A 16873-nucleotide genomic window follows, 5' to 3' on the forward strand; every position below is an offset into this window, starting at 1 on the left:
TGACAATGAAACCGGACTTAAGGGAAGCGCTGCGTGCGCGCATCTTGACCGGCGACGGCGCGATGGGAACCTACCTGTACGGGATGGGGTTCCCTGTCGGCGTTTCCTACGAAGAATTCAACTTGCTGCGGCCGGAGGTCATCGCGGACGTACATCGCCGCTACTACGAAGCCGGGGCAAGATTAATAGAGACGAACACGTTTTCGGCCAACTTGATGAGCTTGACGAATTACGGGCTCGACGAAGACGTGGAAGCGATCAACAAGGCAGGCGTTCGCATTGCGCGGGACGCCGTAGGCAGCGATGCGTACGTCGTCGGAGCGGTCGGCTCCATCCGGGCGGGGAAGCGCAAGAACATCTCGCCCATCCAATTGGAGCATCTGTTCCGGCAGCAGATCGAAGCGCTGCTGAGCGAGGGCGTGGACGGCATTCTGCTGGAAACGTTCTACGATCTGGAAGAAGCGCTGCTGGCGCTCCGGATCGTGCGCGGCTTGTCCAATACGCCGGTCATGTGCCAATTCGCGGTCGAGAAGGAAGCGGTCACGCTGGACGGCAAGCCGATCGCGCTGGCATTCGAGAGCCTGCGGACGGAAGGCGCGGACGTCGTCGGTTTTAACTGCCGCAGCGGCCCGAACGGTATCTTGCGCGCCATCGATTCCATCGCAGGCGATATCAAGCTGCCGCTGTCCGTCTTCCCGAATGCCGGGATTCCCGATTACGTGGACGGTAAGTACCAATACACGTCGACGCCGGAGTACTTCGCGGAATCGGCGCGCAAGTTCGCCGACCGCGGGGCGCGCATTATCGGCGGCTGCTGCGGCACGACCCCGGAGCATGTCGCGGCGATCGCGGCGGCGCTGGATGGTTACGTCCCGCAGCCGGTCGATCCGGCCGATCGGCTGCATCCCGCACCCTTGGAGCGGCTCAGCGTACGCGAGACGAAAGCGCCGGAACGCACGCCGAAATCGGAGCCGACGATCGTGGATTTGGTGAAAGCCCGCCATACCGTCATCGTCGAGCTGGATCCGCCGCGCGATCTGGATATCCATAAATTCATGGAAGGCGCGAGGGCGCTGAAGGCGATCAAGGCGGACGCCGTCACGATGGCGGATAATTCCTTGGCCGTCACGCGGATGAGCAACATCGCGCTGGCTTCGCTCGTGCAGCATCAGGTCGGCATCCGACCGCTCGTGCATATCGCGTGCCGCGACCGCAACCTGATCGGCACGCAGTCCCACATGATGGGGCTGGACGCGCTCGGCATCGATCACGTGCTGGCGGTCACGGGCGATCCCGCCCGGTTCGGCGACCTGCCGGATTCGAGCTCGGTCTACGACCTGACTTCGTTCGAGATGATCCGCATGATCAAGCAACTGAACGAAGGCGTGGCCTTCTCGGGCAAGCAGCTGAAGCAGCGGGCGAATTTCATTACGGGTACGGCGTTTAATCCCAACGTCAAATATTTGGACAAAGCCGTCGCCCGGCTGGAACGGAAAATCGAGTCCGGCGCGGACTATATCATGACGCAGCCGGTTTACGACAAAGAACTGATCGCGCGGATCGCGGAAGCGACCAAGCACCTGCAGGTGCCGATCTTCATCGGCGTCATGCCGCTGGCGAGCGGGCGAAACGCGGAATACCTGCATAACGAGGTGCCCGGCATCCAACTGTCGGACGAAGTCCGCAAGCGAATGGCCGCTCTCGAGGGCGAGTCGGGCCGGGCGGAAGGCGTCCGCATCGCGGAGGAGCTGCTGGATACGGCGCTGGAATACTTCAAGGGCATCTATTTGATTACGCCGTTCATGTTCTACGACATGACGGTGAAGCTGACGGATTACGTGTGGCGAAAAACAGGCAGTTTGACGAGATAACCTCGTTTTTTCTCCCGTTTTCGCTTTGACACTTGTTCGTCCGATGAAAATGAATTAATATAGACTTTGGATGCACTTGCCAAGCCGCCTCCGATGCGCTAGAATAAGGGGCTCATATCCCTTGCCGTCGCATAGGCGTTCGGCTGGTCGAACGTATGCTCCGGACTTTTTTCGTCAAGAATAGTGCAATATTCTGCCTCTCGCAGTTTTCATCATTCTTGCGCTTATCGATATATCGTGTACTATTCATAATCATGCACGAGAGATACCGGAGGGGAACATAACCATGGCCATCAAACTCATCAATATCGGTTTCGGCAACATCGTTTCAGCCAATCGGATCATTTCGATCGTGAGCCCGGAATCGGCGCCGATCAAACGGATCATTCAAGAAGCGCGCGACCGGCACATGCTGATCGACGCGACATACGGACGTCGCACCCGCGCCGTGATCATCACGGACAGCGACCACGTCATTTTATCCGCAGTACAGCCGGAAACGGTTGCGCATCGTCTATCGACTAAGGATGACGATCACGACGAATAGTAACGGGGAGTCATATGAAAAGAGGATTGTTGATTGTATTGTCCGGTCCTTCCGGCGTAGGCAAGGGAACGGTCTGTTCCGAGCTTCGGCATAAGCAGAACGATTTGGTTTATTCCGTATCGGCCACGACGCGCGCTCCTCGCCAAGGGGAAATCGACGGCATCAATTATTTTTTCAAGAGCAAGGAACAGTTTCAGGACATGATCGCGCGCGACGCGCTTCTGGAGTACGCGGAGTACGTCGGGAATTATTACGGAACGCCGCGCGATTTCGTCGAGCGTACGCTCGCTTCGGGCAAGGACATCATTCTTGAGATCGAAGTGCAGGGCGCGCTCAAAGTAAAAGAAAAATTCCCTCAAGGCGTGTTTATCTTCTTGGTACCGCCGTCTCTTGACGTGCTCAAACAGCGGATTACGGGCCGCGGTACGGAGAATGCCGATATTATCGACCACCGGATGAACGTGGCGGTGGAAGAGATGAATTTGATTCATTATTACGATTATGCCGTCGTGAACGATCAGATCGATGCCGCATGCCACCGCATTCAAAGCATCATCGTCGCGGAACATTGCCGCAGAGAGCGATTTATCGAAGAACTCGAAGAAGTGAAGGAAGCTTCCGAGAAAGCATGAGTGGGGTGAAGGAACGTTGTTGTATCCATCGATCGATGAAATGATGAAGAAAGTGGACAGCAAGTATTCGCTTGTCGTCGCGGCCTCGCGTCGTGCGCGCAAACTTCGTGACGGAGGCAAGAGCGAGATTCGCAATCCGAAGTCGCACAAATACGTCGGCATTGCGCTGGAGGAGATCTACCAGGATATCCTGGTGGTCGAGAGCACGCTGAACAAGAAAGACGAATGAAGGACTGAATAACAACCCTCGCGGTTGTTATTTTTTTAATCCCAGACAGATTTGGCGCTGAGCGGCGGGCGGTATTCATCCGACCGGAAGGTCGGGCGCGCGACGCAAACATGAGATTGAGAGGAGAGACGGCCATGCTTCAAGGCAAAACGATTCTGCTTGGGATTTCCGGCGGCATAGCGGCTTATAAGGCGGCGACGATCTGCAGCAGGCTTACGCAGGCGGGCGCGAAGGTGCGCGTCATCATGACGGAATCGGCGACCAAGTTCATCGCGCCGATAACGCTTCAGGTTTTATCGCGGCATTCCGTCTATCTCGACACGTTCGACGAATTCGATCCGTCGGTCGTGGCGCACATCGACGCGGCGGACAGCGCGGATCTGGTCCTGGTCGCTCCGGCGACGGCGAACATCCTGGGCAAGATGGCAAACGGGCTCGCGGACGATTTTCTGAGCACGACCCTGTTGGCGGCGACGGCTCAAGTGATCGTGGCGCCGGCAATGAACGTGCATATGTACGCGCATCCCGCCGTGGAACGGAACATGCGCCTGCTCGCGGAGCGCGGCGTTCGTTTCGTGGAACCGGGAACGGGGCTGCTCGCCTGCGGGTATGTCGGCAAAGGCCGTTTGGCGGAGCCGGAAGAGATCGTGTTTGCCGTGGAGCAGTGGTTCGCGTCGCGGACGGAACTCGCGGGCAAGCGCGTGCTCGTGACGGCCGGCGGTACCGTCGAGCGCCTTGATCCCGTCCGGTACTTGACCAACGATTCATCCGGCAAAATGGGCTTTGCCCTGGCGGAAGCCGCGGCGAACCGCGGCGCGGACGTGACCTTGATCGCGGCCAGGACCACGGCGCCGCCGATCGAAGGCGTCAAGCTCGTGCGCGTGGAATCGGCGGAACAGATGCTGGAAGCGGTGCTGGAGCGCTACGATTCCGCCGATCTGGTCATCAAGGCGGCAGCCGTCGCCGACTACCAGCCGGTCGCGCAGGCAGCCGCCAAGATCAAGAAAAGCGACGAGCGGCTCGTCATCGAGCTTGAACGGACGACGGATATCCTGAAGACGCTCGGCGAGCGCAAGACGCATCAATTTCTCGTCGGCTTTGCCGCGGAGACGGAACAGCTGGCGCAGTACGCCATGGACAAGCTCGCCAGGAAAAACTGCGACCTCGTCGTCGCGAACGACGTGTCCCGGGACGGTGCGGGCTTCAACGGCGACACGAACGTCGTGGAGGTGTTCGGCGAAGAAGGCTTGATCGAGTCGCTGCCCATGCTGCATAAGCGGGAAGTGGCGGAGCGCCTGCTTTCGCGGATCGTGCTGCGGATGCGGGAAAAAGCGGCCAAGGAGGCCGCGGAATGATCGCCAGAGTCATCGTGGACGTACCGAGCCGCGCGACGGATCGGCCGTTCGATTATGGCATCCCGGATGCCATGAGCGGCTGGGTGGAGGTCGGCAGCCGCGTCGGCGTGCCGTTCGCCGGGCGCGTCCTGCAAGGGTTCGTCATCGCGATCGTGCCGTTCGCGGAAGTGGACAGCAAGAAGCTGAAGCCGATCGCCGAGCTGCTGGATCATCTGCCGCCGCTGTCGCCCGATCTCGTGGAGCTGGCGCAGTGGATCAGCGATAAATACTGCTGCGCTTTAACGACGGCGCTGCAGGCGATGATTCCGTCGGCCTTGAAAGGCAAGGCGGATTCCGTCGTGACGCTGGCCGAAGAAGCCGAAGCAAGCGACGGCAGATTGATCGAAGTCGCGGATGAGCCTTGGCTGCATTACGTCCGCCAAAGCGGCGGCGAGGTTCGTTTGGCCCTGCTGCAGGAGCGTTTTCCTGGTGCCGCGGCGAGCATCAAGGCGGCGATTCAGCGCGGCACGCTGGAGGAACGGGTATCGATCCGAGACCGGCTGGCGGTCCGCAAGGTGTTGACGGTGTTCCCTCCGGAGAATCCGGCGGAAGCCGAGGCGTCGATTGCGGCTGCATCATCTAGGGCGGCGAAGCAGCAGGAAGTGGCGCGCTATATGCTCGAGCATCGTGAGCCGATTCCGCTTGCCGCGCTGGCGCAAGCGCTGTCGATGACGACGGGGACGATCCGCGGGGCCGAAGAAAAGGGCTGGATCTTGATCCGCGAAACGGTGCAGCAGCGCGATCCGTATGCGGGACGCGGCTTTCGGCGGACGGAGCCGCTCAGCCTGACGGAGGGGCAGCAGGCCGTGTACGACGAACTGGCGGAGGCGCTCGATAACGAATCGTCGCGGGTCTTCCTGCTTCATGGCGTTACGGGCAGCGGCAAAACGGAAGTATACCTGCAGGCCATCGAACGCTGCTTGAAGGATGAACGCCAAGCGATCGTGCTCGTGCCGGAAATCGCCCTGACGCCGCAGATGGTGGAACGGTTCAAGGGCCGGTTCGGCGATTCCGTCGCCGTCATGCACAGCCGGCTGTCGAGCGGCGAGCGTTACGACGAATGGCGCAAGATCCGCGAAGGGCGCGCGCAAGTCACGGTCGGCGCGAGGTCGGCCGTATTTGCTCCGTTCAAACGGATCGGCCTTATCATCATCGACGAGGAGCACGAATCGTCGTACAAGCAAGAAGAGAGTCCCAAGTACCACGCGCGGGACGTGGCCGTCTGGCGGGCGAGGCAGCATAACGCGCTCGTCGTGCTGGGCTCGGCGACTCCGTCGCTGGAATCGTTCGTGGCGGCTTCCGCTTCGCGGGGCCAAGAGGCGGACGGCAACGCGTCCCCGTCGGTCAAGCGCGGCGCGACGCTGCTGCCCATGCCGGACCGGGTCGGAGGCAGACCGCTGCCGAAGGTCCATCTGATCGACATGCGGGATGAACTGAAGGGCGGCAACCGGTCGATGTTCAGCCGGCAGCTGCACGAAGCGCTGCTGCTGCGGCTCGAACGGGGCGAGCAATCCGTGCTGCTGCTGAACCGCAGGGGATATTCCACGTTCGTGATGTGCCGCTCCTGCGGCTATACCGCGCAATGTCCGCACTGCGACATCTCGCTCACCTACCATCAGAAATCGAAAGCCCTTCGCTGCCATTACTGCGGACATGCCGAGCAAGCGCCGGAAGTGTGCCCCTCCTGCGAGAGCGAGCATATCCGGTTCTTCGGAACCGGCACGCAGCGGGTCGAAGAGGAACTCGCCAAGCTGTTTCCGGGCATCCGCGTCATTCGCATGGACGTGGACACGACGACGGAGAAGGGCTCGCACGAGAAGTGGCTGACGCAGTTCGGCAACCGCGAAGCGGACGTGCTGCTCGGCACGCAGATGGTCGCCAAAGGGCTCGATTTTCCATATGTTACGTTAGTGGGCGTCATTGCCGCGGATACGTCCCTGCATCTGCCCGACTTTCGCGCGGCGGAGAAGACGTTCCAGCTGCTGACGCAGGTCGCGGGCCGCGCGGGAAGGCACGAGCTGCCGGGCGAAGTCGTCGTGCAGACGTACAATCCCGAGCACTATGCCATCGTGAGCTCGCAGCATCACGATTATTCGTCCTTCGTGCAGGAGGAGCTGAAGCACCGCCGGTTTATGGCGTATCCGCCGTTTTGCAGGCTGATTCTCGTGACCCTCTCGCATGAGCAGTTGGCCTTGCTGATCTCGGAGGGGGAGAAGCTCGCTTCGACGCTTCGCGATCTCGCGCGGGCGGCCGGGGTGAAGAGCTCCGACGACGGGGACGGCAGCCGGTTTATCGACATTTTAGGGCCCGTCGCCTCGCCGATCCCGCGGATGAAAGATCGCTATCGTTTTCAATGTATGATAAAATATCGGGGAAATGTCGGCGCTTCGGACCTGTTGAAACAAGCGATTTCGCTGCTTTCCGGGACGAACGGGCAGCCGCCCGTCACGATGAGCGTGGACGTCGATCCGCAAGTGATATTATAACGTATACCCATAGAGCTGGTATAAACTGGGAGGTTTCTTTTTATGGCAATTCGATTAATCGTGCAGGATCCGGATCCGGTGCTTCGGGAGCGGGCGATCGAAGTGACGAAATTCAATGCCAATTTGCATAAATTGCTGAACGATATGGCGGAAACGATGTACGATGCCGACGGCGTCGGCTTGGCCGCGCCGCAGGTCGGCATTTCCAAGCGCGTGATCGTGGTCGACGTGGGGGATGATCGCGGATTGATCGAAATGGTCAATCCCGAGATCGTGGAAGCGTCGGGCGAGCAGCTCGGACCGGAAGGCTGCCTGAGCATCGCCAAATTGAACGGCGACGTTCGCCGCGCGCTGCATATCAAGGTCAAAGGCTTTGACCGCAACGGCGCGCCGATCGAGCTGGAAGCGAGCGAATTTCTGGCCCGCGCGTTTCAGCATGAAATCGACCATTTGAACGGGGTGCTGTTTACGGATATCGCGGAATCGATCTACGACATCAGCAATCGCCCGCGCCAGGACGGTGAGTGAGTCGATGCGCATCGTATTCATGGGCACGCCGGAATTCGCCGTGCCATCCCTGGAAGCGATCCTGGAAGCTGGGCATACGGTCGAGTTGGTCGTCACCCAGCCTGACCGTCCGAAAGGCCGAAAAAAAACGTTGACGCCGCCTCCGGTCAAGGAAGCGGCGCTTCTTCGCGGCCTCGAGACCGCGCAGCCGGAGCGGCTTCGCAAATCCGAAACGGTCGACCGCATTGCCGCGTTGAAGCCGGATCTCATCGTCACCGCGGCGTACGGGCAGATTTTGCCCAAGGCCGTGCTCGACGTGCCGCGGCTCGGCTGCATCAACGTGCACGGCTCGTTGCTGCCGCGCTATCGGGGCGGGGCGCCGATCCAGCGCGCCATCATGAACGGCGAGACGAAGACCGGCGTCACCATCATGTATATGGCCGAAGGCCTCGATACCGGCGACATGATCAGCGTGGTGGAAGTGCCGATTGCCGATGACGATACGTCGGGGACCTTGTTCGCGAAGCTGACCGTCGCCGGCGCGAAGCTGCTGGCCGAGACGCTGCCCGCCATCGAAGCGGGGATCGCGACGGCAACGCCGCAAAATCATGACGAGGCGACGTACGCGCCGAATTTGACCCGCGACGACGAACGCATCGACTGGGGCCGCACGGCCCGCGGCATCTACGATCAAGTGCGCGGCCTGTCGCCGATGGCGGGCGGGTTCACGCTGTGGAACGGCGAACCGTTCAAAGTATGGGGCTGTTCGCCGATCCAGCGCGGCGCTTCGGCGGACGAGCCGGGAACGGTGCTCGATGCGTCCGACGACGGCATCGTCGTGCAGACCGGCGAAGGCGCGCTGCTGCTGACGGTCATTCAGCCGGCGGGCAAGAAGGCGATGGGCGCAGCCGAATGGCTGAAAGGCGCGCGGCTGACGCCGGGCGCGAGCTTCGGCGGCGGAGGGGAAGCGTGAGCGTCGGCGGTGGCAAAGGGCCATCGGCGAACGGACAAGCCTCCGGCGCGAAGCAATCGGCTCCCGGAGGCGGCAAGCGGCCGGGAAAGGCGCCGACGAAGCCCGGACAAACGGGCAAGCGGCATGGATTCAGGGCCGGAGCCGCGTCCAAACCGGCGCCGAAGCCCAAGCCGGAGCCAAGGCGCAAGACGGCTCGTGAAGTCGCCCTCGACACGCTCGTGCGCGTCATGGAAGCGGGCGCGTACAGCAATTTGCAGCTGAACCGCGCGCTGCAGGACGCGGGGCTCTCCAAGGCGGATGCCGGGCTTGCGACCGAGCTGGTGTACGGGACGATCCAACACCAGCGCCTGCTCGACGACCGGCTGAACGCGCTGATCACGAAAGGATTCGCCAAATTAACGCCTTGGGTGCTGGCGCTGCTTCGCATGAGCGCTTACCAACTGCTGCTGCTCGACCGGATCCCGCCGCACGCGGCCGTCAACGAGGCCGTCGTCATCGCGAAGCGGCGCGGACACAGCGGCATCTCCGGCATGGTCAACGGCGTGCTTCGCAATATGGAGCGCAGCTTGGACGAGCTCAGGCAGCCGATCGAGCTCGCGGATCCGGTGCGGAGAATCGGCATCGCGCATTCGTATCCCGATTGGCTGGTGAGGCGCTGGATCGACGGCTACGGCGAAGAAATCGCCGAACGAATTTGCGCCTCCGGCAACGAACGGCCTCATGCCAGCCTTCGAATCAACCCGCTGAAGCTGTCGCGCGAGAAAGCGCTGGAGCTGCTCGCCGCAAGCGGTTTTGAAGCGGAGCCGTCCGAGCTTGCGGCGGAAGGCGTCGTCGTCAGCGGCGGCGGCAACCTTGCTCAATCCGATGGATATCGCGACGGCTGGTGGACCTTGCAGGACGAAAGCTCGATGCTCGTGGCGGACGCGTGCGCGCCGGAGGCCGGCATGAACGTGCTGGATTGCTGCGCCGCGCCCGGCGGCAAGGCGACGCAGCTCGCCGAGCTGATGGAAGACCGGGGGCAGGTCGTCGCCAACGACATCCATCCCCACAAGCAGCAGTTAATTGACGAACATGCCGCCCGCCTGGGGCTGAGTTCGGTGCTTACCGTCGTCGGCGACGCGGGCAAACTGACGGAACGTTTCGCGCCCGGAAGCTTCGATCTCGTGCTGCTGGACGCGCCATGCTCCGGCTTCGGCGTCATACGGCGCAAGCCGGAGATCAAGTGGACGAAGTCGGAGGCGGACGTCGCCGCGATCGCTTCCCTGCAGGCGGAGCTGCTGGACGAGGCCGCCAAGCTCGTGCGTCCCGGGGGAACGCTCGTCTACAGCACCTGCACGATCGAACAGGAAGAAAACGAGAAGCAGGTACTGAAATTCTTGTCTCGCCACGAATCCTATGAGCTGGATGCCGAATGGCCCGCGCGCGTGCTTCACCCGTTGCGGACGAACGGAATCATCGGGGACGAATTCGAAGGCATGGTTCAATTGCTTCCGCAGCATTTCGGCAGCGACGGCTTTTTCATCGCCCGTCTCAAACGGCTGGCGACGTAATGCCGCGAACGGACTGCCCGCAGGAAGCCCAAACGCCCGTAGCGGCCGAAAGTGGCCTGCTATGGGCGTTTGTGGTAAAATAAACGGTGGCGGTTCGCCTACAAGGACCCCATGAAAACATTTTCCAGAGAAACAGGTGTTTAACCGATGAAACCGTTCATCTACGACTATACGCTGGAGCAGCTGCAAGATTGGATGAAAGAGAACGGCGAGTCCGCATTCCGCGGCACGCAGCTGTTCGAATGGCTCTACGTGAAGCGCGTCAACAGCTTCGAAGACATGAGCAACCTTTCCAAGGCGCTTCGGGAAAAACTGCACGACCATTTTCAATTCGTCACGCTCAGCGAGATCACCCGGTTCGAATCCAAGGACGGCACGGTGAAGTTTCTGTTCGGCCTGCACGACAACCATGCGATCGAGACGGTCATCATGCGCCACAGCTACGGCAACAGCATCTGCGTGACCACGCAGGTCGGCTGCCGCATCGGCTGCACGTTCTGCGCCTCGACCCTGGGCGGGTTGAAGCGCAATCTGACCGCCGGCGAGATCGTGGCCCAGGTCGTCGTCGCCCAGCAAATGCTCGATGCGACGGAAGAGCGCGTCTCCAGCATCGTCATCATGGGCTCCGGCGAGCCGTTCGAGAACTACGACGCCACGATGACGTTCCTTCGCAACATGATCCATGAGAAGGGCCTCAACATCGGCCAACGTCACATCACGGTGTCCACGAGCGGCATCGTGCCGAGCATGTACAAGTTCGCGGAAGAGAACACGCAGATCAATCTGGCGATCTCGATCCATGCGCCCAACGACAAGCTTCGCTCCAAGCTGATGCCGGTCAACCGCCGCTTCCCGTTCGAGGAAGTGATGGAGGCTTGCCGGAATTACATCGCGAAGACGGGACGCCGGATTACGTTCGAATACGCCTTGATCGGCGGCGTGAACGACCAGAACGAGCACGCGGAAGAGCTGGCGCAGGTACTGAAAGGGATGCTGTGCCACGTCAACCTGATTCCGGTCAACCATGTGCCGGAGCGGGATTACGTGCGTACGCCGCGCGAGCAAATTTTCGAGTTCCATCGCATACTGGAGAAAAACAAAATCAATGCCACCATCCGCAGAGAACAGGGTCACGACATCGCAGCGGCTTGCGGACAACTACGCGCTAAACATATGGAGTCTACGGCGGGGTGATGAGTCTTGAAAATGGCTTTGCGGAGTGACATCGGAAGAATTCGACTCGTAAATGAAGACCGGGGCTGGTCCGAGGAACTGGAACCCGGTCTTGTCGTTGCCATCGTGGCCGACGGCATGGGCGGCCACCAGGCTGGCGACGTGGCAAGCAAGCTTGCCGTCGATACGTTTCGCGAAGCGTTGCAGGGCACGACGAAGGCCCTTACGCTGGAAGAGCGCAGGACGCTGATCAGTCAAGCGATTCTGCAGGCCAATGAAGTCGTGTTCGACACGGCATCCAATAACGAGCAGTACCATAATATGGGCACGACGGTCGTGGCGGCGCTGCTGACCGAGGACAACGGCGTCATCGGCCATATCGGGGACAGCCGCGCCTATCAATGGCGGGACGGCAGCTTGACGCAGTTGACGGAAGACCATACGCTCGTGAACGAACTGGTCAAATCCGGCCAAATCACGCCGGAGGAAGCCGAGCGGCACCCGCGCCGCAACGTCCTGACGCGGGCGTTGGGCACGGACGAGCAAGTGGAGGTCGACATCAGGGGCATTTCCTGGATGAAGGACGACTTGCTGCTGATTTGCAGCGACGGTCTTTCCAGCATGATCAGCGCGGCCGCGATCGTCGAGACGCTGCAGCAAAGCGAGCTGGATTTGGACCAGAAGGCGGACAGGCTCGTTCAACTCGCGCTGCAGGCCGGCGGGGACGACAATATTACCGTCGTGCTGCTGCATCATGCCGAAGACACAGAGCTTGAGAGGTGATCGACATGATAGGACATGAACTTGGCGGAAGGTACGAAATCATCACGCGCATCGGCGGCGGCGGCATGGCGCTCGTCTACAAGGCGCATGACGTGCTGCTGAACCGGTTCGTCGCGGTCAAAGTGCTTCGCCAGCAATTCGTGCATGACGAAGAATTCATTCGGCGGTTCAGACGGGAAGCGCAGTCCGCGGCGGCACTTTCGCATCCCAACGTCGTCAGCATCTACGACGTGGGCCAGGAGGACGATACGCACTATATCGTCATGGAATACGTCGAAGGCCACAATTTGAACGAAATCATTAAGGAACGCGCGCCGCTGCAGGCCGAGGAAGCGGTCAGGATCGCGGTCCAGATATGCGACGCTCTGGAGCACGCGCATCATAATCAAATCATTCATCGCGATATTAAGCCGCATAATATTCTCATCGGCAAGAACGGACGCGTGAAGGTGACGGATTTCGGCATCGCGCGCGCGGTGACGTCGTCGACGATCACGCAAACCGGTTCCATGGTAGGCTCGGTGCATTATTTCTCGCCCGAGCACGCGAAGGGAACCGCGACCGGCGAGAAGTCGGATCTGTATTCGCTCGGCATCGTGCTCTATCAGATGCTTACGGGCAAGCTGCCGTTTCTCGGCGAAAGCCCCATCAGCATCGCGCTGAAGCATCTGCAGGAGAATTTCGAGGAACCGCGCGAGCTCAATCCGTACATACCGCAGAGCGTCGAGAACGTGATTCTGAAGGCGATGCGCAAAAATCCGAACGAGCGTTACCGCTCGGCGGCCGAGATGCTGAAGGATCTCGAAACCTGCCTGCATCCCGACCGGTTGACGGAGCCCAAAATCGAGTTCAATAATCCCGATCTCGACGAGACGCGCGTCATGCCCGCCATTCGCGGCAGCATCGCGGGCACGCTGAACGATTCGACGATTGCGGGCAGAGCCGACAAATCGGTCCCGATCGCCGATCGCTCCGAGCGGGAGAGGCAAGCCCCCGCTCGTCAGACCGCTTCCGCGGCCGCCGCGGAAGCGGAGGCGCCGGACGAGCCGGAAGACCGCTGGGACGCAAGCGGCATGGAGGAGAAGCGCAGGCGCAGATGGGTCAAGCCCGTCGTGACGGTCGCCTCGACGCTGATCGTGATCGCGCTCGTCTATTGGGGCGCCATGACCGTGCTCGGCTGGTTCGACATCGAAGAGGTCGACGTGCCATACGTCGTCAACATGAACGAGACCGACGCCCGCAGCACGTTGGAGAAGGCGGGTCTGAAGGTGGAAGATCCGCCGGTATACATGGACAAGGAAGGCGTTGCCAAAAACATCGTCTACGAGCAGTCGAAGCCCAACCAACGGGTGAAGGTGGGGTCGTTCATCAAGCTGTACGTCAGCACGGGGCCGAAGTTGGAGAAGGCCGACAGCTACGTCGGCAAGTCTTACGAGGATACCGTCGCCGCGCTCGTCGCCCTGGGCGTGGGCGAGGACCGTATTTCCAAGAAAGACGACTACAGCGACGAACCGCCGGGAACGATTCTCGATCAGACGCCGGAGGCGGGCGCCGAGTTCGATCCGAAGAAAGCCGAGTTCGCCTTCACGGTCAGCCAAGGCAAGGAAACGTTCAAGATGCCGAAGGTTATCGGCATGAAGGAAAGCGAAGCCATTGCCCTGCTGCGTTCCAAAGGGCTCGTCATCAACGAGGCCGACATCGTCCGCGAACCGGGCTACAAGCCGACCGGCGAGGTCGTCGCCCAATATCCGTACGATCCCGACGCGCAGGTGGCCAAAGGCGCGGCGATTACGCTTACCGTCAGCTCCGGCCTGCCGGACGACGCGCTGGAATACACCTTTAATATCGTGATATCGCCGGCGCAGGCGGGCAAATCGAGCGAGATTCGGATTACGTATACCGACGCGACCGGGGAAGACATCGATTGGGGCAAACGGACGATCAAGGATACGCAGACGTTCCCGGTAAAGGTCATCCTCGCGCCCAATACGGAAGCCAGGGTCAAGATCTTCCGGGACGGACAAGATACCGATACGTTCTCGAAGACGTACGACGACGTGAAATCGGGCGCCGATTCAACGCCGGAGAACGTGCCGGGCTTGGATCCGCCGCCTGCCGATCTACCAGCAAACACCGAGGAGAATCCAACGAATGGCAGTACGAACGCGGACACAAACACCGATGACGCAGCCGGGCAATAAGGACGCGAAGTCCGGACGAATCGTCAAGGCGCTCAGCGGCTATTATTACGTGCGTCCGTTCGATGCGCCTCCGGGAGCGGCGGACATTCAGTGCAGGGGACGCGGCATCTTCAAGAAACGGGGCGAATCGCCTCTGGTCGGCGACGTCGTCGAGTTCGAGGAGACCGAGAACGGCGAAGGCGCCGTCAACGCGCTCATGTCCCGAAGCACCGAGCTGATCCGTCCGCCGGTGGCGAACGTGGATCTGGCCGTGCTGGTCTTCTCCGTGACGGAGCCCGCGCTCAATCTGCAGCTGCTCGACAAATTTCTTGTGCATATCGAGCATGCCGGCATCGACGCGATACTATGCTTAAGTAAGCAGGATTTGGCGGAAAACGGCGAGGAATCGGCGGAAGCGGAGCAGGCGATGAACGAGGTCGTGCGCATCTATGAGCCGATCGGGTATGAAGTGCTCGTGACCAGCTCGAAGCGGGGAGCGGGCACTTCGGCGCTCAAGGAACGGCTTCAGGGGCATTTGGCGGTGTTCGCCGGGCAATCCGGCGTCGGGAAATCGTCGCTCCTGAACGCCCTCGTTCCGGGGCTTACGCTCGAAACGAACGAAATCAGCAACCGGCTCGGACGGGGGAAACATACGACGCGGCATGTCGAGTTGATCGATATCGGCGGCGGCTTCGTGGCGGATACGCCGGGGTTCAGCCAGCTCGATTTCGCGGAGCTCGGCATCGAAGAGCTGGGAAGCTGCTTCAAGGAAATGCGGGCGCTGTCTTCCTCCTGCAAATTCCGCGGCTGCACGCATATCCATGAACCGGAATGCGCGGTGCTGGCGGCGCTCGCGAACGGCGAGATCGCGCCGAGCCGGCATGCCAACTACGTGTTGTTCATGGCGGAAATGAAAGAGAAGAAGCGGAGGTACTGAAAATGTCTATCATTGCACCATCGATCCTGTCCGCGAATTTCGCGGCGCTCGGAGAAGAAATACAAGACGTGGACCGTGCCGGCGCGGATTGGATTCATATCGACGTCATGGACGGCCATTTCGTGCCGACGCTGACGTTCGGTCCGCAGATCATTCAAGCCGTGAGGCCTGCATCGAAGCTGGTCTACGACGTGCATCTGATGATCGAACGGCCGGAGCTGCATATACCGAACTATGTCTCGGCGGGAGCGGACCGGATCACCGTCCACGCGGAAGCATGCACGCACCTGCACCGCGTTATCCATCAGATCAAGGAAGCCGGCCTGCCCGCGGGGGTGGCGCTTAATCCGGCGACGCCGGTCGGCGCGCTGGAGAACGTGCTGGACGATATCGACATGATCCTGATCATGACCGTCAATCCCGGCTTCGGCGGCCAGAAATTCATTCCGCAGTCGCTGCACAAGATCCGTCAAACGCGCGCGATGCTCGCGGAACGCGGACGCGAAGGCATGCTGATCCAAGTGGACGGCGGCGTTAACGCGGAGACCGCCCCGCTGATCAGGGAAGCGGGAGCTGACGTATTCGTCGCGGGGAATGCCGTTTTCAACGAGAAGGACAGGGCCGCGGCGATCGCTGCTTTGCGTTAAGGGGCGGACGGTATGGGCCAGCGTCTGAAGAAAGGGTTATTGCTGCTTGTGTACAGTGCCGGATGCGGGCTGATGCTGACCGTGTTCACGATCGTCAAAAGTCCGGCGAACCTGTTGTTTTCCTTGCTGGCGATTCTCATCGCGATTCATTATTTCAAGCTGTTCTCCTCGCTCCGCTCGCGAATCGCGTTCGTCGTGCTGGCGATTCTCGGATTTCTGTTTTTCGTGCTGGTGTACGCGGTGATCACGGCCGCGCGGAATGGGACCGTAGGCGCATAGGCAGCGCCGGGAGAAATGGCGTTGCCCCGGCTCCGGGAGGTTTGGAATAGGACAGTCTTGCGATGCATAGGATGGTTACATGAACGAACGTTCCTGTAGCCTTTTTTTGTGGGCACTTTCGAGGCGCGGAACCGTTACGGATGTTTATGCTTGAGTTTTCTGCCTGCAGAAGCTCTTTCAAAGAAGTACCAGCAAACTCTTAGGAGGGGTGGAGCATGAAATTCTATACGATCAAGCTGCCGAAGTTTTTGGGTGGTTTCGTGAAAGCCATCTTAAATACGTTTCAGAAGAGCTGACACAATTGCGACCGGCTGCCCCTGGAACGGCCCCGCGGCAAGAAGGTTTCCGAGCACGGAAGAACGCACGAAGCAGCGATGGTCTTCCGCGTTTCGGCATGCAAAAAAGCACCTGATCACATCAGGTGCTTTTTGTCCATGGCTCAATGCCCTTATACGCGAGTAACGGCTCCGGATTTAAGAGCTTTCGTGCTGACATAGACGCGTTTCGGTTTGCCGTTAACCAGAATTCTTACTTTCTGAACGTTAACGCCCCAAGTGCGGCGGGTTTTGTTGTTAGCGTGCGAAACGTTGTTACCTGTGCCGGGACCTTTGCCCGTGATGAAACATTTGCGAGACATGAAATACACCTCCCTTTAAGAATCGCTCCAAACAAACAGACTACAATA

At 60.3% G+C, this 16873-nt stretch carries 17 protein-coding genes; 16 read left to right on the forward strand and 1 reads right to left on the reverse strand.

Annotation, left to right across the window (positions count from 1 at the left end; translation table 11 throughout):
* The first annotated feature begins 5 nt into the window (after positions 1-5).
* The 16 genes from GT019_RS21380 (at position 6) to spoVM (ending at position 16484) form a co-directional block, all read left to right on the forward strand.
* Entirely contained in the window at positions 6-1871 is a 1866-nt protein-coding gene (locus GT019_RS21380; RefSeq protein ID WP_161745225.1) for a bifunctional homocysteine S-methyltransferase/methylenetetrahydrofolate reductase, read from the forward strand.
* Positions 1872-2157: 286 nt separating this feature from the next.
* A complete protein-coding gene (gene remA / locus GT019_RS21385) occupies positions 2158-2418 on the forward strand; it encodes an extracellular matrix/biofilm regulator RemA (protein ID WP_020615370.1) in 261 nt (86 codons plus the stop codon).
* A 14-nt stretch (positions 2419-2432) separates the two neighbouring features.
* The gene (gene gmk, locus GT019_RS21390) at positions 2433-3050 is read left to right on the forward strand and encodes a guanylate kinase (protein ID WP_161745226.1); all 618 of its coding nucleotides are present in this window, start codon (positions 2433-2435) and stop codon (positions 3048-3050) included.
* A gap of 16 nt (positions 3051-3066) precedes the next feature.
* On the forward strand, positions 3067-3279 hold the full coding sequence (rpoZ, locus tag GT019_RS21395) for a DNA-directed RNA polymerase subunit omega (protein WP_161745227.1): 213 nt from the start codon (positions 3067-3069) through the stop codon (positions 3277-3279).
* Between the two features lie 134 nt (positions 3280-3413).
* On the forward strand, positions 3414-4634 hold the full coding sequence (gene coaBC, locus GT019_RS21400; RefSeq protein ID WP_161745228.1) for a bifunctional phosphopantothenoylcysteine decarboxylase/phosphopantothenate--cysteine ligase CoaBC: 1221 nt from the start codon (positions 3414-3416) through the stop codon (positions 4632-4634).
* On the forward strand, positions 4631-7159 hold the full coding sequence (priA, locus tag GT019_RS21405) for a primosomal protein N' (RefSeq protein ID WP_161745229.1): 2529 nt from the start codon (positions 4631-4633) through the stop codon (positions 7157-7159). Before coaBC ends, priA begins: the two co-directional genes overlap by 4 nt.
* A gap of 42 nt (positions 7160-7201) precedes the next feature.
* The gene (gene def / locus GT019_RS21410) at positions 7202-7687 is read left to right on the forward strand and encodes a peptide deformylase (RefSeq protein WP_161745230.1); all 486 of its coding nucleotides are present in this window, start codon (positions 7202-7204) and stop codon (positions 7685-7687) included.
* A 4-nt stretch (positions 7688-7691) separates the two neighbouring features.
* A complete protein-coding gene (fmt, locus tag GT019_RS21415; protein ID WP_161745231.1) occupies positions 7692-8639 on the forward strand; it encodes a methionyl-tRNA formyltransferase in 948 nt (315 codons plus the stop codon).
* Positions 8636-10189 carry a 16S rRNA (cytosine(967)-C(5))-methyltransferase RsmB gene (gene rsmB / locus GT019_RS21420; RefSeq protein WP_328804015.1) on the forward strand — a complete coding sequence of 518 codons (1554 nt, stop codon included), beginning with the start codon at positions 8636-8638 and terminating at the stop codon, positions 10187-10189. The genes fmt and rsmB overlap by 4 nt, the downstream gene beginning before the upstream one ends.
* 147 nt (positions 10190-10336) lie before the next feature.
* The gene (gene rlmN / locus GT019_RS21425) at positions 10337-11383 is read left to right on the forward strand and encodes a 23S rRNA (adenine(2503)-C(2))-methyltransferase RlmN (protein WP_161745233.1); all 1047 of its coding nucleotides are present in this window, start codon (positions 10337-10339) and stop codon (positions 11381-11383) included.
* A 12-nt stretch (positions 11384-11395) separates the two neighbouring features.
* Positions 11396-12145: a Stp1/IreP family PP2C-type Ser/Thr phosphatase gene (locus GT019_RS21430; protein ID WP_161745234.1), complete on the forward strand. Its 750-nt coding sequence runs from the start codon at positions 11396-11398 to the stop codon at positions 12143-12145.
* A gap of 5 nt (positions 12146-12150) precedes the next feature.
* Positions 12151-14346: a Stk1 family PASTA domain-containing Ser/Thr kinase gene (pknB, locus tag GT019_RS21435; protein WP_161745235.1), complete on the forward strand. Its 2196-nt coding sequence runs from the start codon at positions 12151-12153 to the stop codon at positions 14344-14346.
* Positions 14327-15262 carry a ribosome small subunit-dependent GTPase A gene (gene rsgA / locus GT019_RS21440; RefSeq protein WP_161745291.1) on the forward strand — a complete coding sequence of 312 codons (936 nt, stop codon included), beginning with the start codon at positions 14327-14329 and terminating at the stop codon, positions 15260-15262. Before pknB ends, rsgA begins: the two co-directional genes overlap by 20 nt.
* A gap of 2 nt (positions 15263-15264) precedes the next feature.
* Positions 15265-15909: a ribulose-phosphate 3-epimerase gene (rpe, locus tag GT019_RS21445; RefSeq protein ID WP_161745236.1), complete on the forward strand. Its 645-nt coding sequence runs from the start codon at positions 15265-15267 to the stop codon at positions 15907-15909.
* A 12-nt stretch (positions 15910-15921) separates the two neighbouring features.
* A complete protein-coding gene (locus GT019_RS21450; RefSeq protein ID WP_161745237.1) occupies positions 15922-16188 on the forward strand; it encodes a hypothetical protein in 267 nt (88 codons plus the stop codon).
* A 215-nt stretch (positions 16189-16403) separates the two neighbouring features.
* Positions 16404-16484, forward strand: a complete 81-nt coding sequence (spoVM, locus tag GT019_RS21455) for a stage V sporulation protein SpoVM (protein WP_040711006.1) — start codon at positions 16404-16406, stop codon at positions 16482-16484.
* A gap of 152 nt (positions 16485-16636) precedes the next feature.
* Here the strand turns inward: spoVM and rpmB are convergent, their stop codons facing one another.
* Positions 16637-16825 (reverse strand): 50S ribosomal protein L28, encoded by a 189-nt coding sequence (gene rpmB / locus GT019_RS21460; protein WP_161745238.1) that lies wholly within the window; start codon positions 16823-16825, stop codon positions 16637-16639.
* Positions 16826-16873: the final 48 nt, after the last annotated feature.

It is taken from the genome of Paenibacillus glycinis, assembly GCF_009909185.1.
GTDB classification, from domain to species: domain Bacteria; phylum Bacillota; class Bacilli; order Paenibacillales; family Paenibacillaceae; genus Paenibacillus_Z; species Paenibacillus_Z glycinis.